At 42.6% G+C, this 24,396-nt stretch carries 20 protein-coding genes; 6 read left to right on the top strand and 14 right to left on the bottom strand.

The genetic code is table 11. From position 1 onward, the window contains the following. Positions 1 to 5: 5 nt before the first annotated feature. Positions 6 to 902: a tetratricopeptide repeat protein gene (locus ACI2JM_RS03810; protein ID WP_404642242.1), complete on the bottom strand. Its 897-nt coding sequence runs from the start codon at positions 900 to 902 to the stop codon at positions 6 to 8. Positions 903 to 1,090: 188 nt separating this feature from the next. Next, complete coding sequence (locus ACI2JM_RS03805) at positions 1,091 to 1,960, bottom strand: LysR family transcriptional regulator (RefSeq protein ID WP_404642240.1); 870 nt, start codon at positions 1,958 to 1,960, stop codon at positions 1,091 to 1,093. A 107-nt stretch (positions 1,961 to 2,067) separates the two neighbouring features. Here ACI2JM_RS03805 and ACI2JM_RS03800 point away from each other — a divergent pair, with 107 nt between their 5' ends. Together ACI2JM_RS03800 and ACI2JM_RS03795 are read left to right on the top strand one after the other, a co-directional pair. After that, positions 2,068 to 2,568 carry a lactoylglutathione lyase family protein gene (locus ACI2JM_RS03800; protein WP_055124259.1) on the top strand — a complete coding sequence of 167 codons (501 nt, stop codon included), beginning with the start codon at positions 2,068 to 2,070 and terminating at the stop codon, positions 2,566 to 2,568. Positions 2,569 to 2,759: 191 nt separating this feature from the next. Further along, positions 2,760 to 3,572 carry an enoyl-CoA hydratase gene (locus ACI2JM_RS03795; RefSeq protein ID WP_404642237.1) on the top strand — a complete coding sequence of 271 codons (813 nt, stop codon included), beginning with the start codon at positions 2,760 to 2,762 and terminating at the stop codon, positions 3,570 to 3,572. Between the two features lie 621 nt (positions 3,573 to 4,193). Here the strand turns inward: ACI2JM_RS03795 and ACI2JM_RS03790 are convergent. The 6 genes from ACI2JM_RS03790 to ACI2JM_RS03765 form a co-directional block, all read right to left on the bottom strand. Beyond that, positions 4,194 to 4,532 carry a RidA family protein gene (locus ACI2JM_RS03790; protein ID WP_404642634.1) on the bottom strand — a complete coding sequence of 113 codons (339 nt, stop codon included), beginning with the start codon at positions 4,530 to 4,532 and terminating at the stop codon, positions 4,194 to 4,196. 59 nt (positions 4,533 to 4,591) lie between these two features. After that, positions 4,592 to 5,839 (bottom strand): FAD-binding oxidoreductase, encoded by a 1,248-nt coding sequence (locus tag ACI2JM_RS03785; RefSeq protein WP_055124261.1) that lies wholly within the window; start codon positions 5,837 to 5,839, stop codon positions 4,592 to 4,594. A gap of 315 nt (positions 5,840 to 6,154) precedes the next feature. Then, positions 6,155 to 8,509, bottom strand: a complete 2,355-nt coding sequence (locus tag ACI2JM_RS03780; RefSeq protein ID WP_404642235.1) for a DEAD/DEAH box helicase — start codon at positions 8,507 to 8,509, stop codon at positions 6,155 to 6,157. Between the two features lie 28 nt (positions 8,510 to 8,537). After that, the gene (locus ACI2JM_RS03775) at positions 8,538 to 9,818 is read right to left on the bottom strand and encodes an ATP-binding protein (RefSeq protein ID WP_404642633.1); all 1,281 of its coding nucleotides are present in this window, start codon (positions 9,816 to 9,818) and stop codon (positions 8,538 to 8,540) included. 89 nt (positions 9,819 to 9,907) lie between these two features. Then, positions 9,908 to 12,316 (bottom strand): TerB N-terminal domain-containing protein, encoded by a 2,409-nt coding sequence (locus tag ACI2JM_RS03770; protein ID WP_404642233.1) that lies wholly within the window; start codon positions 12,314 to 12,316, stop codon positions 9,908 to 9,910. A 127-nt stretch (positions 12,317 to 12,443) separates the two neighbouring features. After that, positions 12,444 to 14,636 carry an ATP-dependent helicase gene (locus ACI2JM_RS03765; protein ID WP_404642231.1) on the bottom strand — a complete coding sequence of 731 codons (2,193 nt, stop codon included), beginning with the start codon at positions 14,634 to 14,636 and terminating at the stop codon, positions 12,444 to 12,446. A 362-nt stretch (positions 14,637 to 14,998) separates the two neighbouring features. On the opposite strand from ACI2JM_RS03765, the gene ychF reads away from it, so the two are divergent. From ychF to ACI2JM_RS03745, 4 genes are all read left to right on the top strand, one after another. Further along, positions 14,999 to 16,090, top strand: a complete 1,092-nt coding sequence (ychF, locus tag ACI2JM_RS03760) for a redox-regulated ATPase YchF (protein WP_404642229.1) — start codon at positions 14,999 to 15,001, stop codon at positions 16,088 to 16,090. A gap of 128 nt (positions 16,091 to 16,218) precedes the next feature. Beyond that, positions 16,219 to 16,776 carry a hypothetical protein gene (locus ACI2JM_RS03755; RefSeq protein WP_404642227.1) on the top strand — a complete coding sequence of 186 codons (558 nt, stop codon included), beginning with the start codon at positions 16,219 to 16,221 and terminating at the stop codon, positions 16,774 to 16,776. 80 nt (positions 16,777 to 16,856) lie between these two features. After that, positions 16,857 to 18,263, top strand: a complete 1,407-nt coding sequence (locus ACI2JM_RS03750; protein ID WP_404642225.1) for a deoxyguanosinetriphosphate triphosphohydrolase — start codon at positions 16,857 to 16,859, stop codon at positions 18,261 to 18,263. Positions 18,264 to 18,367: 104 nt separating this feature from the next. Then, entirely contained in the window at positions 18,368 to 19,048 is a 681-nt protein-coding gene (locus ACI2JM_RS03745) for a TetR family transcriptional regulator (RefSeq protein ID WP_045446867.1), read from the top strand. Between the two features lie 57 nt (positions 19,049 to 19,105). Here ACI2JM_RS03745 and gspK read toward each other — a convergent pair whose 3' ends face one another. From gspK to ACI2JM_RS03715, 6 genes are all read right to left on the bottom strand, one after another. Next, positions 19,106 to 20,173: a type II secretion system minor pseudopilin GspK gene (gene gspK / locus ACI2JM_RS03740; protein WP_404642223.1), complete on the bottom strand. Its 1,068-nt coding sequence runs from the start codon at positions 20,171 to 20,173 to the stop codon at positions 19,106 to 19,108. Positions 20,174 to 20,212: 39 nt separating this feature from the next. After that, positions 20,213 to 21,067: a type II secretion system minor pseudopilin GspJ gene (gene gspJ / locus ACI2JM_RS03735; RefSeq protein ID WP_404642221.1), complete on the bottom strand. Its 855-nt coding sequence runs from the start codon at positions 21,065 to 21,067 to the stop codon at positions 20,213 to 20,215. After that, entirely contained in the window at positions 21,064 to 21,558 is a 495-nt protein-coding gene (gspI, locus tag ACI2JM_RS03730) for a type II secretion system minor pseudopilin GspI (protein WP_404642219.1), read from the bottom strand. The genes gspJ and gspI overlap by 4 nt, the downstream gene beginning before the upstream one ends. 3 nt (positions 21,559 to 21,561) lie before the next feature. Continuing rightward, positions 21,562 to 22,389, bottom strand: a complete 828-nt coding sequence (locus tag ACI2JM_RS03725) for a prepilin-type N-terminal cleavage/methylation domain-containing protein (protein ID WP_404642217.1) — start codon at positions 22,387 to 22,389, stop codon at positions 21,562 to 21,564. Positions 22,390 to 22,564: 175 nt separating this feature from the next. Further along, a complete protein-coding gene (locus ACI2JM_RS03720) occupies positions 22,565 to 23,248 on the bottom strand; it encodes a TetR/AcrR family transcriptional regulator (protein WP_045446854.1) in 684 nt (227 codons plus the stop codon). Positions 23,249 to 23,481: 233 nt separating this feature from the next. Then, complete coding sequence (locus ACI2JM_RS03715) at positions 23,482 to 24,270, bottom strand: TatD family hydrolase (RefSeq protein WP_045446851.1); 789 nt, start codon at positions 24,268 to 24,270, stop codon at positions 23,482 to 23,484. Positions 24,271 to 24,396: the final 126 nt, after the last annotated feature.

The following is a 24,396-nucleotide window of genomic DNA, read 5'->3' as shown; positions in this document are numbered from 1 at the left end:
ACCATTTAATCTGTTTTTTGGCTCCATTCTGTATACATATCACAATATTTCTGGATGCCAGTGTCACAGATACGCTTTAACCCTGCTAACCCACCTACTCTATCGCCATAGACACCATCACTTAGAATATAAATTTTTGCTAATTCGTTTTGCACGTCTTGATATCCTAGCTGATTATAGCTTTCAAACCAATGCGCTGCTTTGCTATAGTCTAATTTTACACCCTCCCCTTTATAATACATAAAACCAAGGTTAAACTGAGCTTCTGCCATGCCTTGCTTAGCTGCTTTTTCGAACCATTCAGCCGCTTTTACGTTATTTTTAGAAACCCCTTGACCCTGCTGATACAGAACACCTAAATTAAATTGAGCACCAGCAACGCCTTGTTCAGCAGATTTTTTGTACCATTTAAACGCTGTTATATTATCTTTAGGGACACCTTTCGCATTGGCATAAGCAATGCCTAAATTAAACTGTGCTAACTTGTTATTTTGCTCAGCTGCCTGTTGCCAATGTTCAAGGGCGCTGATATCGTTTTGAACGACACCTTCACCTTTAGAGTAAAGATTACCAAGATTATATTGCGCTCTGCTATAGCCTTGTTTAGCAGAATTGCTATAGTAGGTAAAGGCTTTTTCATGGCTTTGTGGTACAGCTATACCTTGATTGTACATAACACCGATATTATATTGCGCTTCAGCTAATCCTTGACTGGCAGATTTATTCAACCACTCAAAAGCTTTGACATTATCTTGCTCGACATCTGAACCTGCTGCATACATAACACCCAAATTATACTGAGCAATAGCATTTCCTTGCCGTGCTAGCGACTCAATAGTAGCCAAATCACTTATCAACACTGAATCTTCGGCAATAGCAGGTATTGGTAGTCCAGCTATCATATAAATCATTACAATATTAAAGCATGTCTTTTTTAATAGCTGTATATTCATTATTAGTCCATAGATGTAGCATAAATCGAAAATATATCTAAATAAATTATGGCGTGTTTAACGTTCATATATAGATACTGTTGCTAGCCAAACTGTATTACAAACAAAATGTAAGGCTAATTATTCATGTATTAATGCTATAGCCATTTCGTTACTTCATCAATGACAGTATGCATTCTATTAGAGAGTGTATGCCGTCGTCTTACTGCAAGATATAGCGTCTCGCTAACGGCAACAGGCAGATGATGGCTCTTAATAAGCTCAGGCTTTGGATAAGCAGCCACTGCATGTGCAGGTAGCACCGTAAAGCCTATACCCCTACTGACTGGCTCTAAAATTAAACCAATCTGATTAGAAAAGCCTTTTTTCTCAAAATCATTGATGTGCTGGAATTCAGGATAATTAGCGCTTAGCAGCATAACTGCATGGTGTGCACCATCTGGATGATCAATAAAACCAAGCTCGGTGAGATACTCCCAGCTCGGCTCTACCGTAGTTGCAGGTGTCACTAATATTAGCGCTTCTTGAGCCATAGACTTACAACTGACTGTCTCCTCATCTGAGACATCCGTCATAAAACCAATGTCAATCTCATGATTGGCAAGTGCCCGCTCTATATCAGCATTGGGTGCAAAGCGATAATCAATCACTAGTTTTGAATGCTGCTGCTGTAGTGTCAAAAGCTGCGGATATAGCTTGAGTCCCACACTACCAGGCGACATCAAACGTACCAACCCTTCATAATGAGGATCTTCACCGATGCGCTGCTCCAGATTTGATAAGCGCTGCAATATCTCCCCTGCTTCTTTATAGAGCTGTTCACCTGCATTGGTCAGTGAAAACTGCTTTCCTTGACGAATCAGTAAGTCTGTGTCCAACTGATCTTCTAGCTTACGTATATGCTGACTCACGCCAGATTGGGTCATGTGTAAGCGTTCAGCCGTACGAGTGAAGTGCCCGAACTCGGCAAGCGCACAAAAAGTGCGCAACCATGTGATATTTATCATTACGATACATAATTATTTATATAATATTTGATAATTTTACATAATAATCGTATGTTTGTATACTGACCTCACGTTAAAGAAGAGTACAACTAACAGGAGCAAAAACTATGAACAACGTTTATCCAAGGAGTTTTTCGCACATCGGCCTTTCAGTTCCCGACCTAGAAGCCGCCGTAAAATTTTATACTGAAGTAATGGGTTGGTACACCATCATGGAGCCAACAGAGATTGTTGAAGATAATAGCCCGATTGGTGAGATGTGTACTGAAGTATTCGGTTCAGGTTGGGGCAGCTTCCGTATAGCTCACCTATCTACTGGTGACCGTATCGGTGTTGAGATTTTTGAATTTAAAAATCAAGAAAACCCTGAAAATAACTTTGAATATTGGAAAACCGGTATCTTTCACTTCTGCGTTCAAGATCCAAATGTTGAAGAGTTGGCTGAGCGCATCGTTGCAGCAGGCGGTAAAAAGCGTATGGAAAAACCACGCTATTATTACCCTGGTGAAAAACCTTACCGCATGATCTATATGGAAGACCCGTTTGGCAATATCGTCGAGATATACAGCCACAGCTACGAGCTTATTTATAGCGAAGGCGCATACTAAATACAGCTTAATACAGCCTTGACTTGTATCTGACTGATAAACAAATAACGACCTCAGAATATGAGATCGCTATTTTTATTTGTCTGCTTTCTACATGAGCAACCTATTATATAAGAGGTAAGCCATGCTACTATTTAGGTAGCTATACATAGCATCTACCAAACGAAACAACCCATTATCAAGGATGATAAATGACAAACTCTGACGTTGCCTTAGCCATGGACGACTTTCTCGTTATTAGAAAAGACGATAGAAAAAGTGGCGTGGTCACCCTCACCTTAAACCGACCAAAGCAATTCAATGCCTTATCCGTTGAGCTACTCTCTGCACTACAAGCGGAACTGGACAGTATCGCTGAAGATGACAATATCCGTGTAGTCGTCATTGCAGCAAATGGTAAAGCGTTTTGTGCCGGTCACAATCTAAAAGAGATGCGCGCACATTCAGATGAAGCCTTTCAGCGCGCCCTATTCCAACAATGCAGTCACATGATGCTCACTATTAATCGTATGCCACAAGTCGTGATTGCAAAAGTGCAAGGCATCGCGACAGCAGCAGGGTGCCAACTGGTTGCCGCCTGTGATTTAGCCGTTGCCGCTGATGAAGCCAAATTTGCCACTTCAGGGATAAACGTTGGGCTTTTTTGCTCCACACCTGCTGTAGCCGTCAGTCGCAATCTACCTCGTAAGCAAGCGTTTGAGATGCTGATTACTGGTGAGTTTATGGATGCACATACCGCCTTGCAATATGGATTGATTAATCGAGTAGCACCAGCGGGACAATTAGAGCAAGTTTTGCAGTCTTTAATCACAGCTATCACCGCCAAATCTCCAGTAGCGGTAAGAACTGGCAAAGATATGTTTTATAAGCAATTGAATATGAGCGTTGAAGATGCTTATGACTATGCCAGTGAAGTGATGACTTGTAATATGATGGCAGACGATGTGAGTGAAGGTATTGACGCTTTTATTGAGAAGCGCCAAGCCGTATGGAAAGGATGCTAACTGTTTGACGAAAATACTCTGACTAAAGAAAGATGACGTTGCTATTATTATGAAGCCATCGAAGCGCCCACAATCATAAATGCAACGGCTATGAGTGATCTCAAAAATGGTGAACTGCACTCTGCCCAGCGAGTGATAATAAAGTATAAATTGGCAAATGGAAGAAATAGATATAACAGCCCCCAGAGTACCGACTCTTGGAAGGCTATAATAATTAATTTAATGCTATAAATAATGCACATGATGCACATGATGCTTGCGATGACAAGTAAAATAACACCTATGAATTCCACGTGAATTTCCTCAAAAACTTTAATAAAAGGCAAACTTATAATTAGCTAAAAAAGAGAGTCATAATATTGCTGCTATTAGTGCTAAAGCACTCTACAAGTTCTCAATATATATTAACTGTCTCAGAACTGTTGCTGGCTTATAATAACAGGTAACGTGAGAAACACATAATATTATAAAACATAAGTTGAATAAATATAACTTAATCTACTTTGATAGCTTATAAAAATATACTCACAACCAATCTATGAGAAAACAGGAAAACAAAAAAAGGCCATGATATCGCTATCATGGCCTTTTTTATTTAATACAACTACTAAGATCAGACTATTACTCAGCGGCGATGGCAATCATCTCAACCAACAGCTCAGGACGTGCCAATGCAGACTCGCCACAAGCACGAGCTGGCGGCTGAATGCCTTCAAACCACTGGTCATAGACTTCATTCATAGCAGCAAAGTCAGCCATATCTTTGATCCAAACCGTTATTGACAGCAGCTTTGATTTGTCACTACCCACTTCTTCTAATAACGTTTGGATTTTTTCCAAACAAGTCAATGTTTGCGCTTTGATATCGTCTTCTGCATTACCTACCTGACCACATAAATAAATAGTCTGATTATGGATTACAGTTTTGCTCATACGTTGATTGCTATGCAGCTTCTTTATCATGTTATATACCTTCAATTTATTAATTTAAGTCTGTGCTAAATCTGGCAAATGCGCTGTTAATTAGAAAAACGTTGAGCACTGAATGGCGCAACATCTACTAATAATGGCTTGTCATGAATCATCTCTTCAACGAGACGTCCTGTCATAGGCCCTAAAGTGAAACCCTGATGACTGTGACCAAAGGCAAACCATAGTTTTTCATGCTTGTCTGCAGGACCAATAACTGGCTTCATATCAGGCATACAAGGACGTGATCCTGCCCATGCTTCGCTCTCAACCGCATCTTCTAATGGTAATATTTTTCTTGCCAGCTTCAGAACCGTTTTTAATTGACCAAAGTTCTTTGGTGCATCCATCGTGGTCATCTCAGCACCGGTCGTGATACGGATACCTTGCTGCATTGGACCCATCACAAAGCCTTTGTCCATATCGAACATACTGTGATTGATGGTATTTTTTTCTGTCACTTTGAAATGCTGATGATAACCACGCATTGGGAACAATGGCAGATTGTAACCCAGTGGTCTGATCAAGTCGTTCGACCATGGACCTGCGGCGATGACCAACTTATCACTATAATAAGTGTCATTATCAGTAATGATTTTCCAACCTTCACCGTCTTGCACGATTTCTTTTACATCGCTCTCTTTAATTGTACCGCCCATCTCTTGGAAATTTTTCGCATAGGCTTTTACTAGCGAGCTTGGGTTCGATACTTGCCAAGAGTTTTTCCAATGAATCGCACCAACGAAACCTTCAAAATTAGCGCTAGGCTCCATGGCTTTTAGCGCTTCAAGGTTTAGTACGTTATGCTCAACGCCTTGATTGCGCGCATCAATGGCTGATGCTTGTGCTTCTTTAAACGTTTCTTCCGAGCGATGCAATTGCAACCAGCCGTCACGAGTGATTAGTTCGTCAGCACCAGATGCTGAAATCATTGTCTGATGCTCACTGGTACAATGCGCGATCAGTGTCTGCCATTCTGATTCTATTTTTTTGACCGAAGCGGGCGTAGAGTATTTCCAGTACTGTAGCAGCGCTTGATGGTAACGCAAAATTGCTGGGATACGATAGCGAATATCAGTGCCTTGGTTCGGTAATACTCGGATCATCTCAGTCAGTTGACGAGGAAAAGGATGGGTATGAATGGCTTCGCGCTGAATCAATCCTGCATTGCCATACGAGGTCTCTGAGCCTGGCAACTTCTTGTCTAACATCAGTACTTTTGAATTATTTTTTTGCAAATGCCACGCGACTGACGTGCCAACCATACCTGCACCGATAACGATCACTTCATAGCGCATAACCTATCCTTTTCTTATGGTGTTAATACAGAGTATCTAATATGAGGGTCTAACGGAATAAGGTGGTAATAGTAACGCATTGAGCTGAATATTAAACCCCAATCTCATAAATATTTTTGCTATTAAATACTTTTGGTTATGGGGTTTTTGAAAAGGTATTTTGGATGGGAATAATTGGTAAAGTTAGCGAAGACTTTGCCTTTAAATTATTCTTTCTAAACTGAATATAGGTAATTCTAATTGGTTATTCAGAAACTCTATTGAGGTAATAAACATATTTTACAAAAAGGTGATGCGTTGAGTAGCTTCCAAAATTTATTTGTAGTTAACTTCTTTTTCGAATAATAGCTGCAACCATTCACTGAGACCATCAATATCAAAGTTTTTTGCACCATAACCAAGATTTAATAAATCCTCAGGCAAATATTCATCAAATTTCTCAATCAGTTTATTGGGTACGTTTTCGGCAAGCTCAGTCGCAGACGGCATATTATTGGAGGCTAAATCTCTCAAAAATCTAATAACCTGAACCGAATTGACTTTATGAACACAGATAACTCCTGCATATACCTCAGTAGAGAAATCATGCTGCATAAGCAAAGCTGCTAGGGTATGAACGACTTTGTCTCCGCGCCATGTAAAAATATAAGTATTACCGTCTTGATCTATAATCGGCCGATGACGCAATTGACACCTATCAAAAGTCTCAATGCTTTCTGTAAACAATTCACGCGCCGTTTTATCAGCAAAATCGACTTTTTTATCGCCGACTGAAATACGATAGTCACCTTTAGTTAATATGTCATACATCTCTTGACGGACTCGGTCGTGTATCGACATATCTCCGCCGCCATCAAATTTTGGAGGCTGACCGCCACCTTGGACAGCAACCACATAAATGACCTTTTTATCCATATCGATATCTTTGACTTGCCAGCGTATACCCGCAAAGATGATGTATTGTTCGAGTAGCAGCAAAGTAGTGACGGGTAATGTGCCTAGTGTTTTACTACCAGCCACAAGACGATATTCCTCTGGCGTTTTAAACACCGCATAAAAAGTATAATGACCAACGATACGCTCGCCTACTATCCCTAATACCAATTGCTGATTGCCAAGCTGAGTAATCAGTTGCATCGCGCCCATTTGTGATAATAAGGATTTAAAGTGAGTAGGCGTTATCTTTTGAAAAGGTCCTTGTCTACATAGCAAAGTATAAATTTGGTCGGCACGGATACCACCCCATTGACCGATAGTCGCGAGCACTTGATGAAGGAGCGTTGAGAAGTGATAGAGTGACGTATCGGCAGGCTCAAACCATCTGCTAGCGATAAGCAGTCTTATCATTGCTAATGATTGAACAAGCTGTAAGCGTAGTCTATCCACCAAGCTAGTATCGACATCGATCTGTTTTTCGGTGATAAGCATACGCAGCACTGACGAACCGCCGCGCCTACCCGAGCGCCCAAGCCGTTGCCGTAAGCTTGATACTGAATGCGGTGCTGTAACCTGCACGACAGAATCGACTTTACCGATATCTATACCTAGCTCTAAAGTCATGGTACAGACGGCGGTAGTCGGCAAATCCTCTTTTTGCAAACGCTGCTCTAAACCTTCTCTTAATTCTTTTGCTAACGAGCCGTGGTGGGGGAAAAACTCATTGGGAACGATATTATGCTCACACTTGTCACTTAGCAATGCAGCTATGAGTTCAGTACGCTTACGGCTATTGGCGAATATAAGATGATTACCGCCACGGCAGAAGCGATATAAATCCGTGCATATTTGTGATTGAGCATCATGAGCAAGCTGATAACTATGAATTAGAGAATTATCATTCTTAAATTCCCTAATCTGAGCACTTTCGCTTTTCGAATCAATAGCTATATAGCTCTCATCAATGTCATTATTATCATAATAGCTCTTAGACCCATTGCTTTGAAGCTTGTGCATTACTTGGTTAGGGTCTACATAACCTTTTAGCTGAACTTTGACGTTGGAAGTCGATTCAGTATCCTTAATAATGACACAAGGTAAAGAATTATTGGGGCGTAGTGATAAAGGCACAGTTTCTATATCGCCCAAAGTTGCACTTAATGCCACTCGTGGAATAGGCGCGTCTAGCCGTCCAGCTACATGCTCAAGACGGGTCAAAAGTGACAATAGATGCTGACCACGCTCGCTACCCAAGAAGGCATGAAACTCGTCAATGACAATATATTTGAGCTCGCCAAAAGCTTGTTTCACCCAGCCTGCATCTCGTATTAGTAGAGACTCAAGCGATTCAGGGGTAATCAAAATAATACCCGATGGCGACTTTTTCTGTTGCTTCTTTTTAGCTAGCGCACTGTCACCATGCCAAGGCGTCACTTGCATATCGAGCAGCTCTGCTAGACTTTGCAAGCGTCGATACTGGTCATTAATCAAAGCTTTTAACGGACTGATATAAAGAATACCAACGCCCTTGTCTTGATGAGCGATAGCGCTACAGGCAGGCAAAAAGAAAGCTTCTGTTTTACCCGCAGCGGTTGCCGCACTAATAAGCACATCCGTTTGCCCTGATAAAATGGGCGCAATGGCTTTGGCTTGTACTTCCCGGAGTCCATGCCAGCCTTGGTTAAATATCCAGCGTTGTATACGCTTATCAAGCTCAGTATGGGCGTCTCTCAAATTAAATCTCTCAAAGTAGGCATTCGTCTTATAAGCTAAAGTCTGCTAGTCCATCATCTTCATCCATGTCACTAAGGTCGCTCATATCGATGTCCATATCTGAAGGTGTTTCAGGGTCGATAGCTACGGATTGAATCAGATGAATCCATGAGATAGTAGGATTTTGGTCGATGACAGCTAGCATATCTAAAAATGCCTTGATGGTATTACGTGGCGTTCTGAAGTAAGCATCGCCAATCGTTTGGCTACAGTGTTGCAAGAAAGCTTGTAGTGATTCATCAGGCACTAGATATACAGACTCATCGCCGCCTGCATAAACATGACGTAGGTTTTTTAGCAAAATATACAGCTCCTCTGGCGTTAGGCTAGCCAAATGTAACGCTGGAGAAGAATAATCAATTACCCCTGCCTGCTTGGCAAAGCTGTTGTCCGCTAAGCGAGTTTGCAAAGCATCGTAGCTGTATAAGCCTTTGCGCGGATCGAGTAAAAACTCAGGCGTACCCCCTAATAAAAACCCTAAATGCTCAGCTGTACCTTGCAAACAATCATTTAAGATACGCAATATTTGCTCATAGTTACCTTGGCGCGCTTGAGTGCTGTTAAGCTTGTATAGATTGACCATCTCGTCCAAATTAACGAGCAATCCTTGATAACCAGCTTGACGGACGAATAAACTCATGATTTTTAAAGAGTCATAAAAGGATGAGTCGGAAATAATAGTGCGCACACCTAAGTCGCGTCTGGCATCAGTCTTAGTAGCGTATTCTGCACGTAACCAGCGAATAGCGTTGGCTTTTAACTCGTCATTACCTTCTTCGTGCCCTTGCCAATAAGCTTCAATGACTTTTGCAAAATCATAACCACCTACCAACTCAGTCAATTCAGCTAAATTTTGCTGGATAACGTCACTGATAGCCTCTCCGCTACTGTCCGCTTGTTTGCGTGCTTCGGTAATAAAACGCTCAACCACACTAGCAAGCCCATTGCCATCAGGCTTATTGCGCGTCGATAAGTTACGCATCAGCTCAGAATATAAATTCCTCGCTTGGCCTGACGATGCTTGAATGCGTCTGTCAGGCGATAAATCCGCATTCACCGTGACCAATTTACGCTCAAGTGCAATGGCGCGAACCACGCTCAAAAAGAAAGTCTTGCCCGACCCATATTCCCCAATAATCAGCCGAAACGCAGAACCGCCATCAGCCACACGTTCAATATCATCTATCAAAGCTTTGAGCTCATTAATACGTCCCACTTGGATATGCTGAATACCAACTTTGGGTGTAACGCCAGCCTTGAGCGACTGGATAATCGCGTCGCGTTCTTTGGCTCTAATTTTTTACCACTCATCTTTATTCCTTTTTAATCCACTATTTTTAGTGTGCTAATTTTTATGTGCTATGAATTCAACGCTTTTAGCTCTTCTACAATCTCAAAATCAACGACCACTTCATCATCATCTTCTAATACGGGTGCATCAACTTTATCGTATGCCCAGTCGTTAATGGTTTCGATAGCGCCATTTATCATTAGATTTAACGATTCGCATAATTCGTTGACGGCTTCACGTTGCCATACTTCGGCACTAATAAGCTCTTGATACAGTTGGCTATGACTACGATCTAGTCCGTTTATGACCGCCTCATTACCTGAACTATGCTTGTTAACAGGCGCGTTACTGTGATGCTCAGTCGCCGTCTTACTGTTTATCTTTAATAGTACACTCTCTTTTATATCATCTTCACTTTCTTCATCTTCTACAGCAAAAATCTTACTTAGCATCGCTTTAGCCACTGCGGTCTCACGTTCATGTAGCGCCAACAGTTCAGCATCAAAACTAAATGAACGGCTACTTTTGCTGCTATTATCTTTGGTTTCGGGCTCATTTTTTATGCCTATGTTTACTTTTTTATTCGTCGTTAGCTGATGAATATCACTAGTCACCATCGTTTTATCCAGACCTAAAGCTTGATATAATTTTTCGATTTGTTTGATTTGACTGGGTTCAATATTGCCATTCGCTAAAGCAACAGTAATGATAAAACGGCTGATAAAGCCAATATATTGCGCGTCAAGATCAGCCAATGTCGCTTTTAGACCTGCCATATTTGCTGGGGTATTTAACTGCCATAGCAAATAAGCAGTCAGCGATTCTTTTTCAATAGTGGTCAGTTGACTGTCTTGATTGAGCAGCGTCAATAGTGTATCCACTGCCCTTTTATCAACATAACCATTAATAGTCGCTACCATTGCCCCTAGTCTCATAGCTAGGCTGACCTGATAGAACGACGAGCTCGGTTCAAAATCTTCACAATGCGCATCATAACCGCAAGCAAATAGCACGGCATAACCGTCCGATTGCAAGCGCGTCTGATGATAACGTTGGTCTGGAGCAACACCAAAACCAGCAAGCTCTACCAAATCAATAATCAGCTCATTTTGCTTTTTACTCAGCGCTTTGCTAGCTGTCTGTGGCAATGGTTCATCCAAATATACCCATAACTCTTTAGTCGTTGTCAGCCCTTCATTGTTTTCTATAACAGACTCAGCCCATATCTTAAATTTTTCAATGACAGGGTGACGACTGTTATGAAGTAAGGGTTTTGGCAGTAACATAATAGCGGCAATATCATCAGCCGAGCTCCCTTCCTTGCCCAAATAACGACTGTAAGCATCTAAAGCATCATTACATTGCTCAGCGATACTTATAAATTTTTTGACAGGCGCTCGCAGGACGCTAGGGTCCGGCAAGTCATCAAGCGTAAGCTCTACGCTAACGATAGAACGACTCGCAGCGGTGTAGCTAAGCTTGAGCCTAGTCTTATTAGCAGGAACTACGAATCCGTTTGGATAATCACTATGATAAAGAATTTCAAATAAATCTTTGAATGTATCTTCACAGCGCTTGGCAGGGGTTTTAAAGTTGTATTCATTGGAATATACCAACCAATCCCACGCTAGTGACGCAGGAATAGGCAATTGCAACGCTACTGTCTTTGCTAAATGCATCTTAAAGTTTAGGTTTTGGCTAGTGACAGGCGGTGACGGTAAATGCTCCGTTTGTGCTTTATCTTCAAATAACAAGGAACGGATAAGGGTCATAAATGCTAAAAAATGCGCTGAATAACTGTCGAATGAAGCAGACTGGATGCCATAGACGCGATTGATTCGAGCCACTTCTTCATAGATAGCAATAAACTCAGCATCAGAAACAACATCATCATTAATATGTTCAATAATACGGCGCTCAAAACCGCCAAAATAAATGAACACATAACCGATAGGTGTACTTGGGTACGCGCGATTTGAGGCTAGCCAATCAAGATAAGTGCCTCGGCATTTGGCGGACAAACGCTCATAACTTGGCCAATAACCAAGCGACTCATCATGATAAATACGTGAGATACTGTGGATGACGTTTGGGGAGCTGGCAGGTAAGCTGTCATCGACTAGCGAAGGCTCAGTACCGAACCCCGTTAGCATTGTGAGCTGACCACCAACATAATAAAAACCGCGCTCAATAGAACGTCCTTTAATATTAAAGGATTCGTTTTCTTTGAACCAGCGTCCTAACTGCTTGTTGGCTGAAGCACTAGAAGCATTGTTGGATTTACCAGATGAGATGATAAATGACGCGAAATCATCTGTATCATCATTTTGACTAGACTGACTTACTCTATGCCGGTTATCGGGCTTGATATCAGGTGGCAAGTCTATAAAGGCGGGCTTATTTGCTTTATTACCTTGAGCGTCGGCATCATATTTTTGTTTAAAAAGTGCCTTCACGTCGGCAATAAAATTTTTCATTAATGATAAAGTCCATGCTGAGTAGTACGAAGGTTGGTGTAAAAAATCGGTCGCCGATACCATTCTAACAACAAACGTGCATTATTTATGCCTGTATTTTTACATTATTTATCGATAAACAAAAAAATCACCACCACACTGGATCATCACTCTCTTCTCTCACTTGTTTAGAATTTTCTACCGTCACTTCATCAGCAGACAACTCAGCGATAAACCGCGACGGCTTGTCAAAATACCCTGAATAACTGGCGAAGTAATCAGGTGCCGTTAGATACAGTCTGCTCTTGGCGCGACTACAAGCAACATAGAATAATTTTCGTTCTTCTTCTAGCGCCTCAAAGTCATCCAAAGAGCGATGATGCGGTGTGATACCATCGACCAATGAGTTAACAAACACCACTGGCCACTCCAGCCCTTTGGCACTGTGAATGGTCGAAATCGTCACTTTATCTGTGTCATTATCTTCTGGTTTCTCCATGGCTGCGACCGAATCATTAGGCGGATCGAGTGCCAAATTTTCTAAGAAGTTATCAAGGCTACTATGTTCTATTGCCAAATTTTTGAGCACACGAAAGTCCTCGTTGCGCTCTCGCCAATTTTCCTCAATCGTTTTTAGGACAGGAATATAGAACTCTAAAATCAGCTCAATAACCGTCTCGACGGATTCAGCCTGATTTGCCTTAGTCAGCATATTATATAAAGGCTCAAGCTGTGCGCTTTTTTTAGCAAAATTTGGCGTGAGTAGTGGCTCAAAGGAGTTGTTATCGGCATTAATGGCTTGGGTCAAACGCGTCGCGGTGACTGTTCCCACGCCTTGGAATAAGGTTAAAATGCGATGCCAAGCAATCGTATCATTCGGGTTGTAGAGGACTTTAACGAATGCCAAAACGTCTTTGATATGTCGCCTTTCAATGAACTTGATACCGCCCACCACAATGAATGGAATATGACGCTCCATGAACTCTAGCTGGACATAGTTAGATTGAAAGGATGTGCGACACAGTACCGCAAAATCGTCATAATCATGATCTGACTTTAGCTCGATGATTTTATCGGCGATATACTTGGCTTCTTTTGTCTCATTACTTAGGCGGCTAAACACTGGCTTATGCCCACTTATCGATGCACCAGAGTACAATTGTTTTTGATAACCTAGCGTGATTTGCACGGACAAAGCATTGATATAATCTAAAACAGCAGGCGTACTGCGATAGTTTTGCTCAAGTTTAATCAGGCTTGCTTCTGGATAGGTCTCACCGAAGAGCAAGATGTTCTCATAATTAGCACCGCGAAACGCATAGATACTTTGATTATCATCGCCAACGACCATCAGCGAGACCGACGCAGGTGCGCAAATCAGATCGATAAGCTGCTTTTGCGGAATATTGGTGTCTTGGTACTCGTCAACCATGATGTAGCGATATTGGTTTTGTAGCATTTGGCGAAAGGTATCATTCGTCTTCAAATGGCGCACGACCTGACTGATAATATCGTCAAAATCGTAGAGATGATTGGCACGCTTATACTCATGAAAATCGACTGCCAATTGTTCGATAATAGGAATATGCACGGCGATATCAGGATAACTGCTTTCGATTAAATCACGGATATGAATACGTCTATTCCGAGAGCTAGAAATAATATTTTGCAGTGTCTTTTTGCGCGGGAATGCTTGGCTCTTATTTTGCGCGGGATACTTTTTTTCTTTGTGAATTAAGTCGATGGCATCTTCGCTATCGCCCGTGTCTAAAATCGTAAATCGCGGATTGATGCCCAATAAACCTGAATATTGACGCAGCAGCATATTGCAGAATGAGTGAAAAGTACCACTGGTGATATCGTTGAGCCGTTTATCAGTTGGCAGCTTATCCTTTACCAAGTCTTCATCAGACTGTTTATCAAATAAGGTATTCGCAAGTAAGGTTTTGGCGCGGCTTTTGATTTCATTCGCTGCTTTACGCGTAAAAGTCAGTAGCAAGATGCTTTTGGGCGTGACCCCGTTCTCTAATAAATAACTGGTACGGTACGTGAGCGTTTTAGTCTTGCCAGAGCCTGCACCAGCAATGACTAGCACCTTGCCTTCGATAGTTGTGGCTGCTAATAATTGGTCAGGATTTAACTCACGGGCATAGTCTATTTTTAACCCTAATTCACCATTCAGCCTTTCAGTTAACAGCTCAATATTTACAGCATTATTAGCATCGATTAAATTTGCCTCTAGCTTTTTAATTGCCTGCTCAAGTCGTGCCAGCTTAGGCTTAATCTCGATGAAGTTTTGCGGATAATTGTAGTGGCGCGTATCAAAAATCGTGTTGGTCATTATAGGATTTTGCCTTTCATTTTATTTTAGCGGCCTTTATCGATACGGCGCATTTATACATAGTGTTTTGCAGATTTGGCTGAGAAATTTTCGTGTTCATAATGAAGATTACTCGTACAGTGTAACGAGTCGTAGGCGCTTACCTGTCATACGCCTACAAGCCAAACTATCGTTTTATAGCACAGCTTACCATAATCGATAAAACAGCAAAATTACCAGTCATGACCAAACGCAAAATCTCAGTATACAACACAACAACCTCACCCCTATTCAGGTAAATTTGCTACAATGTGCCCAATTTTGATTTATCATTTAACCAATCTTTATACCAACTGATTTTATTACTATATTGAGAGAATGTTATGGGTTTTAATTGCGGCATCGTCGGCCTACCAAACGTGGGTAAATCCACCTTGTTTAATGCGTTGACCAAAGCGGGTATCGCCGCTGAAAACTTTCCATTTTGTACCAAAGATCCCAACACAGGTATCGTACCAGTACCTGACCCACGCCTAAAGAAACTGGCTGATATCGTTAAGCCTGAGCGCGTATTGCCAACGACGATGGAGTTTGTGGATATCGCAGGTCTAGTCGCTGGTGCTTCGAAAGGCGAAGGCATGGGCAACCAATTCTTAGCCAACATTCGTGAGACTGATGCGATTGCTCATGTCGTGCGCTGTTTTGATGATGACAACGTCGTCCACGTTGATGGTCGCGTCAGCCCAATCGATGATATCGAAACCATTAATACTGAATTGGCATTGGCAGATTTAGAGGCCGTTGAGCGTGCCATTCACAATCAAACCAAGAAGGCTAAAGGTGGCGACAAAGACGCGCAAGCATTGCTTGATATCTTCAAAAAAGTTGAGCCTTTATTAGCAGAAGGTAAAGCGGCACGCGCAGCGAACCTAGATGCTGATGAGAAAAAGCTCATCAGAAGTTATGGTTTAATCACCCTAAAACCAACCATGTATATCGCTAACGTCAGTGAAGATGGCTTTGAAAACAATCCTTACCTTGATGCGGTACGCAACTATGCGACTGGCGAAGATTCTATCGTTATCGCTCTATGCAACCAAATCGAATCTGAAATCGCTCAGCTTGATGAAGACGACAAAAAAGACTTCCTAGCTGAGATGGATATGCTCGAGGCCGGTCTTGATCAAGTCATTCGCGGTGGTTATGATTTGCTAGATATGCAGACTTACTTTACTGCTGGTGTTAAAGAAGTGCGCGCTTGGACGGTTGCAGTTGGCGCAACGGCTCCGCAAGCAGCTGGCGTGATTCATACCGATTTTGAGCGCGGTTTCATTCGTGCCGAAGTCATTGCTTATGATGACTTTATCGAATACAACGGTGAAAAAGGCGCAGCTGCCGCTGGCAAATCACGCTTAGAAGGCAAAACCTATATCGTACAAGATGGCGATATCATGCACTTTAGATTTAACGTGTAACGTTAAGCGGTACATCCTGACTGATAGTTAATAAGCCGATGTTGGAAATTCTCCATCATCGGCTTTATTTTATCTTAACATTGTTATATTATAACATATCTTTATTTTACTATTTGAGGACTTATACTGTGACTGACTATTTCTCTTTTTCTAGATTTGCCAGTGTTGCGCTGGTAGGAAGTATCATGACAGGCTCTCTATTGGGCTGTCAGCCTAATGCAGAAAGTGATACGGTAGTATCCGAAGAAGTAACGCCCGTAGACGATCACGCTGAACATGCTCATGAAGAGCACGATGCTATAGAAAAAGGTCATGAAGGACATAATCATGAAAGTCATAGCCACGAAGAAAGCGCGCACGCAGGCCACGACCATGCAGAACATGCCAGTAACAGCACACCATTCTCTTGTGAGCCTACTGCTACTATCGGCGTGTCCTACCATGATGATGCTCCATTGCAGACAGTGCACCTACTCATCGATGGTATCGAATACGATTTGACCGCTACCTCTGATAGCGACGCCAGTACTGAAAAAAACATCTATACCAGTGATATCGGATTGGATAATACCCATGGCATCATATGGCAAGTAAATGGTGACAAAGCAACCTTGCTCAATAAAACATTGGACAGCAATGTCGCTATTGAAAAAGAAGAAGTGCTTTTTAACTGCCAAAAATCTTAATGTAGTTCTCTGACTATATATCTGTATCAAGGGCGCTATTTTGCTATGCTAGAGGCTCCCTTGGTTTCGGATGTTTCAATATGCTAACTACTCCAACCTCTTTGCCGTCTCCTACTACGCAATGGTCTCATCTCCTCAACTCGCAGCGTCTTGGTGCTGCCAAGAAGTTCAACGCTAATAAGAGCACTCGCTCTCAGTTTCACAAAGACTACGACAGACTGGTATTTTCGCACTCCTTTCGGCAGTTGAATCAAAAAACCCAAGTCCATCCGTTGACCAATCAGCTCGGTATCCATACACGTCTGACTCATTCGCTTGAGGTCTCCTCTATTGGACGCTCTTTAGCAATGATGGCAGCAGAAAAGCTCCATGATAAATTGGCCAGCGGTCTACCAGCAGGCGTATCGCCAGCCGATGTCGGTGTCATTGTACAAGCCGCCTGCCTAGCTCACGATATTGGCAATCCGCCTTTTGGTCATGCGGGAGAGTATGCCATTCGAGATTGGTTTAGGCAGCCTGACCCTCAAGCGATATTACAAAAGTTAAGTAGCAACGAGCGCTTGGACTTGCTGGACTACGAAGGTAATGCACAAGGGTTTCGACTGTTGGCGCGTAATGAGCACCATCCCGATAAAGGTGGTATGCGTCTCACTTGTGCGACCTTAGGCGCTTTTATGAAGTATCCGTGGCTTGCCTCTCACAGCAACGATGTCAATGACAAACATCATCAAAATATACAAAAATTTGGCTGCTTTTATAGTGAGTCAGCAGAATTAGAAGAGTTGGCAGCCTGTTTGCATTTACCACGTTCAACACAGCACGATGGTTTCGCGCGTCATCCGCTGGCTTATTTACTAGAAGCGGCAGACGATATTTGCTATGCCTTGATCGATTTAGAAGATGGTATCAATCTCAATATGCTGACCTATAGTGAGGTTGCCGCCATATTTTATGAGCTGATTGGTGAGCGCCCTAGCAGTATCAATCTGCCCGTACACATGTCTGTGAGGCAGAGCTTAGCGTCATTGCGAGCACGTGCCATGATGCGCTTGGTCAATACCGTGACCGATGCTTTTGTCGCCAACAGTGATGCATTGCTGGCTGGTACACTGCAAGGCAGTTTATTTACCCATTGTGAGGCAAATGTGCAAAATGGCATCTTGCAGGCCAAGCAATTGGCACGCGAAAAAATATTCAATCACCCAAGCAAAGTACGTATGGAATTGATGGCCAATCAATGCTTGCACCGATTATTAGACGCCTTTATACCACTGGCTTGGACAAACGCAAAAGCTGCCCCCATCTCCTTTGAGCAGCAGCGCCTACTAATGTTGTTACAGCCACATCTGGATGAGCATCGGCGGATATTATCAGATAATGTCTATCATAATATCTTAAATATATTGGACTTTATCACTGGGATGAATGATCATGAGGCGTATCGATTGGCACAAGAGTTACAAGGCCATTGGGGTACGATGGTTTAAAAGACCCATGCAGGTCTAGTAAATTAACACAAGTTGCGTATTTCAGTCGTATTTTTACGCTGAAATGAGTATGATAAACCTCTATTGGACAATTTTGAAATATTATGAGCAGTCGCGAACAAAAGAAACTTCAAACTCGGCACGCCTTTTTTAATGCCGTCCTTGATTTATGTATGACAGGGCAGTCTTTTAGCTCAATCAGCCTCCGACAAGTAACACGTGAGGTTGGTGTGGTGCCGACCGCATTTTATCGGCATTTTGATGACATGGAATCGCTTGGTCGAGCATTGGTGGTAGAAGAGCTAGGCGGTACGCTGGCGATCCTAAGTGATAGCTTGCAAATTGGTCGCAAACGTAGCTTTGATCGCCAAATTGCTAAGAGCATTCAGCTATTCTTGTATATGGTTAGTGATCAGCCTTATTACTGGCAATTTTTAGTCAGTGAGCGCTACGGTGGCTCAGAAGCTGTACGCAAAGCCATTAATGAACTTGTCAAAAAACATGCTCAAAGCTTGGCTGATGATTTAGCGCTACAGCCTGCTTTTACTCATATCAATGCCTATGACCGTCGCCTACTGGCTGAAGCTGGGGTAAATATGTTCTTTTCTTGGATTATCGATTGGTTGGAGCTGACTTATACTGAAGACCATGATGATGAAATCGATCTGAATGAGATTGAAGAAAATAAACAGCTGATGCTCCATAATTGCACTCGCCAAGCACAGATGTTGTTTTATGGTGCTTATAACTGGAAATCTACGGAAGAGACGCACTTAGGAGATTAGGTGGCGTCAAATATTCTACCTCGGCACTGATTGAGACTCGTTTTAGGTGGCTCAACGTTAGAAACTGGGTCTAAATGCCCATAAACGCTGTGTCACCACTTTAATTTCTTTGGCTTGTTTATTATTGCCATTCTCATTATTTCCATTATTATTGTTAGGCGTGCTGCTATTCGCATTATTCCCTACTGCCGCGCTAACATCAGTCGCAATTTTACTAATCAATACGGTTGCAAACCGTTGTCTTTGTTGACCAAGACTTGCACTATCCGTTGCGGTAATAAGCGCCATAAAGGCTTGGCTATCGACTGCAAGCAGTGGTTTTAACGCCTTTCGCTGATCATCATTTAAGCTGCTCAACATCGGCAATTTCCACACATCATCGATAGAGGCTAACGCCTGCTTTGCCCGCATATCGACCAATCCCTGCATCTGCTGGCTGGTTGCGCCATCTATCAGTGCAGCCAGCAAAACTGGACTGGCAGTATTGACATTAATAGGCACATAATAAGGAACCGCCGTAATATAAGGACGTAGTGCCGCTAGTACTTCAGCATTTACCCCTCGAATCTCTTGTAATTGATCGACACTCACCAATGCTTGATTGGGCAAAGTCTTACTCGCTGAGCCACTTGATTGCTGAGAATAAACCACACTCTCATCACCACCGTCTTGGTAAACGTCGCTATCTGTATCTTGATAATCAAGAACAGCAATGGCAATATCAGGTTCTAGATTTAATTGTGTCAACAGTCTTTGAAATATGGCTACAGCGGCACTATCAACCGCGCCATTCTGATATAAATTATTAATATTAAAACGACTGGCTTCATCGCGCAATTCGATACTGATACTATGATCGGCTAAAAGATACGGCGGTAATGGCTGCGCCCAAATATCTTGCTCGCTATCTGTGTCATTCAGCTTATCGTCAGCACGAATCATCGTGATGGCCAATTGCTGACCAGCATTGATATCTTGTGACAGCTGATTTTGATCAAACAATAAGCCGCTACGCCTAATAGCAATCTTTTGACTGGCAAGCATCGCCCCCGCCACCACGGTAATACTGACCACCAATAGTAAGATAGTGAGCAGCGCTACTCCGCGCTGAGAGTTTGCTGTCATTGACTTAAGCCGCCTTTATTATTGACCCAATGGTACATGTTAAATATTACTTCCTGCATTGTTATTTACATTGCTATTCGGGTTGTCATTATTAGTGTTATCACTACTATCGTTATTGCTACCATTGCCATTATTAGCAGCATTGTTATTGCTTTTGTTGGTATTGTTAATTGGCATTGGTTGGGGAGCAAGCGCCCACTGCCAAGTGATGGGCATATCCTGATAAGTAAAATTGACAGCAATGCCTTTGGGCAATAAAACCACTGCCGGCTTGGCGCTTACGGCATTGGCCGTCTGCCCAGAGGTTGTATTTGTACTGCTATTGCCGTTATTACTGCTGTCTGCATCAGGGAATTTGGTGCTCAATTCAGGCAAATATGCTTGCCAACGCCCTGCGGTGACGCCTTCTAGCAATACACTGTCTAGGCTGATACTATCGCGCCCACCATCGATGCTGGTATATTGGCGGCGAATTAAACGCTCATCTGCAAAAATGTATTCGATATGCTGGACACTCATGCTACTTTGATAACGTGGATCGGGGTCGGCAAAACGAACAAAGCTGACATGCTCACCATCCAAGCTCATAAAAGGCTCAGGCACTGTTTCATTGGCTTGGGCGCTATTGTTTGTGCTATCACTGGCATTTGTACTGTTATTTGTCACACTGATATTTTGAGTATTTGGTATTTGATAAGGGATAATTTGACCCATGTCTTGCTGTAGCTGCAAATAGGCATATTGCAAAACAGCTAAGTTATCAGCATGAAATTGTGCACGTTCTCGGGCGCGGTTGACGCTATCAAACACCTGCCAGCCAGCCACCGCCAGCATCGCGAATATTGCCATGGCAACCATCAATTCAAGTAGCGTAAATCCACGCTGCGACCTCACGGATTGCCTCCAGACTGCCCTGCAATATCAGCGCCCAAACTGCTTAAGTCCAAACTACCAATGTCTTGCTCCGCATTGCTCAATATTACGTTGATATCAGTCACGGCGGTGCGCGTCTGTCCATCTATAATGGGTGCGACAGCGATATTTATCTCTTTTAAAGCAGGCGTAATGGCATCACTGACCGTCATCACTACTTGCCAATCACGCCCTTGAGCATTGATTGTTTGTGTGCGATTGGCCGTCAGCCATGTCTCTTGAATACGCAAATCAGCGGCTGCATTCTGTGCAACAAAATGTGCGAGTGTACGTGTGCGTAATACATCCACTGAGCTGAGATAGGCACTACTGGCACGGCTAGCAGCCACAGCAACAACTGCTAAAATCGCTAACGCCACCATTACCTCAATCAGAGTAAAGCCGCTTTCATGCTTTGATAGCATTGGCTTTTTGTTTATATCAGCAGATAGAATGCCATCCTTATCTATCATCAGCTACAGTCCTTGTCCGATCGTCATACTACCATCAGGCATAATGGTAATGACCTCGCCCACCAGACGCGAATTGTGCAGCACCTCAATGGTGACGGGCGTTGCTTGCCCTGTACCAAACCATAATATCTGTGGGACTGCTTGATCGGCAAACCAAGGCTGCAATGTTTGCCCCTGTTCAGGCATTGATAGATTGCCAGCCTCCAAGCTTTGCACCCTTAAACTAACCCCAGCAGGTAACTCTGGCAAACTGACTTCTGGCTCAATCTCCCAGCTAGGCACTGGTTGTTGCTTTCCCATCGCCCCCGACATACTTGTCAGATCAGCAGACAATTCCATCGAATTTTTAGGCGTGCTGTCCATGCTATTTGACGGGGCATCATTGGTTTGATAGGCAATATAAGGATTTGATAAAGTAACAATCACAGGAGCTACTTGACCTTGTTTATCTGCTTGCAAGCTCAAACCCATCGGCTGCATACGCTCAGCAGACAACAACCTTACATAGCTCAGTGAATCCGTTAAATGCTCATAAAACGCACGGTTTTTACGCGATTCACTACTACCCACCGACAAGCTCATCATGCCAGCAAAGATAGACAGAATAACGACCACCACTACAATTTCGACAAGGGTAAAGCCCTGCTGTGCCTGAGCAAGGCTTGAGGATTTATAAGGGGAAACGTGAATGTTTTGTACTGGAAAGGATTTATACTGATAAACCAGAGGTAAGCGATATCTATCTGTGTTTTTATACTGCAAATATTGATGACTTAAGTGCGAATAGCAAGTGACCGCTGAGCTGGACGGAGTCTTGGCAGTGACCGGCATATTGCACCTATAAACCTATAAGTAGGTTGTGGTATGAAGAATAAAACTATGATTGGGCGCTAAAGCTGATAACCATGTATCCATTTTTAGCATGGATACACCGTGCTGCGATAACGAATATAGCAACACGAATTTAAAAAATTTGGGTTAAAAGACCATAAGTTAAACAAGGATATTAATAACTGGTATTACGGTGCTCTTCTGACTCAGTATCGATTTGCTCGACCAACTCCTGCATATCTTCATCCATCACCTCATCGTCAGCCGCAGGATAATGGCTCGGCAACTCAAGCATTTGCTGAACGAAGGCATAACGTAGGGTATCACGGCGACCCAAATACCGCTGGTAAAAGCTTGAATTTAATAGTCCAGCACCGCCCTGACCCATCGCCCAAATCGAGGACAAATAGTCGCGCGTGCTCAAACTACTGTGCTGCTCTTGTAAATACGCACTGATAATGTCAATCAAGCGTTTCATACGCTGACGGCGAATATCATATAGCTCACCAAACAAGCGATTAAGACCCGTCACTGATGCCGCCAAACGCTCTTCGATTTGATTGAGCAACATAGCTTTTTGTGGGTTGAATAACTGCTGAAAGATCATACGAGCAACGCCTGCTGATGGACAATCATCAATACGATTAATCTCAAACAGTTGTTCTTCATAGCGGATAATAATACGCAAATATAGTTCATCTTTACTGGAAAAATGCTTATACAGTGTACCTTTAGCCAGATCAAGCTGGTCTGCCAAACTGTCTAAAGTAATATCACCATCGCCTGACTCAAGTAGCAATTGCTCTGCCATCGCTAAGATATTCTCTTCTCGTGCCTTGAACTGATGCTGACGACTCATAATCTCTCCTAAAACCTGACAAGATTAAGCATATGACCATCGTGTGGATGAATGCATCGGCGACAAGAGTATAACATCATACAAAGTCTGCTCGAAAACCACCAAAGGAGATATGCTTATGTTTGCTAAATAGTTATTGATAATCATAGGCTTACGCTCCACATCATAAATACAAATAACGTAAAGCAATAGGACTGTATCATAAATGACTGAGTGGTCATAGCATAACCATTTTAGTGATACTGTGCCAGTAAATTCTCAAAGTTTTTTGCAGTTAATGCTCCAACATCATTGCTACTACAGCCATACATCTCTGCCAGACAACTGGCGACATACGGTACGTAGGCAGGCTCATTCGGTCTACCACGCTTGGGCACCGGTGCTAGATAAGGGCTATCGGTTTCGATAAGCAGTCTATCTCTAGGCATGTTTTTTGCTGCATTTTTAATCATTTGAGCACTCTTAAAGCTAACAATGCCCGAAAATGAGATATAAAACCCTAAGTCAAGTGCACGCTTGGCCGTCTCCCAATCTTCGGTAAAGCAATGAATAATGCCATGTTCAGCGCCTTCTGATTTTAGTATATCAATCGTATCTTCTTTGGCATCACGCATATGAATGACGAGTGGCTTTTTCAGGCTTTGACTGGCATGAATATGGCGAGCAAGACTGGCTTGCTGCTCTTTTTTATTTTCCGTTGACCAGTAATAATCTAATCCTGTCTCCCCAATCGCCCATACATAGTCAGCATCAGCCGTTTCGATCAAACGCTCAACTGTCGCTGATTGCAAGACACTAATATCTTCACAAGGATGAATACCGACACTCATGCCAAGATTTAGCGCCTCATCACCATAAGTGCTGACAATATGAGCAATCTCATCATATTCGGCAAAATCACACATAATCGCCATTGCGCGAGTGACATTAGCAGTTTTCATCGCGTCAATCGCGCCAGACAATTTACCATCATACTTGGTTAAATCTAAGCGATTAAGATGGCAATGGCTATCAGTAAACATAAGTAATCTCGTTAATAAAAATGAATGAATAAAAAAGGGGCTGTCCTAGATAACTAGTTCAGTTCCTGTTTAACCCATTGTTTTAGCTGGTGTAATTGACGTTTTGGATCACTGTAGTTAAAACGC

The organism is Psychrobacter sp. NPDC064578 (assembly GCF_044901245.1).
In the GTDB taxonomy this organism is placed as follows: Bacteria; Pseudomonadota; Gammaproteobacteria; order Pseudomonadales; family Moraxellaceae; genus Psychrobacter; species Psychrobacter cibarius_C.
This window is presented reverse-complemented; position numbering and strand designations above follow the sequence as displayed.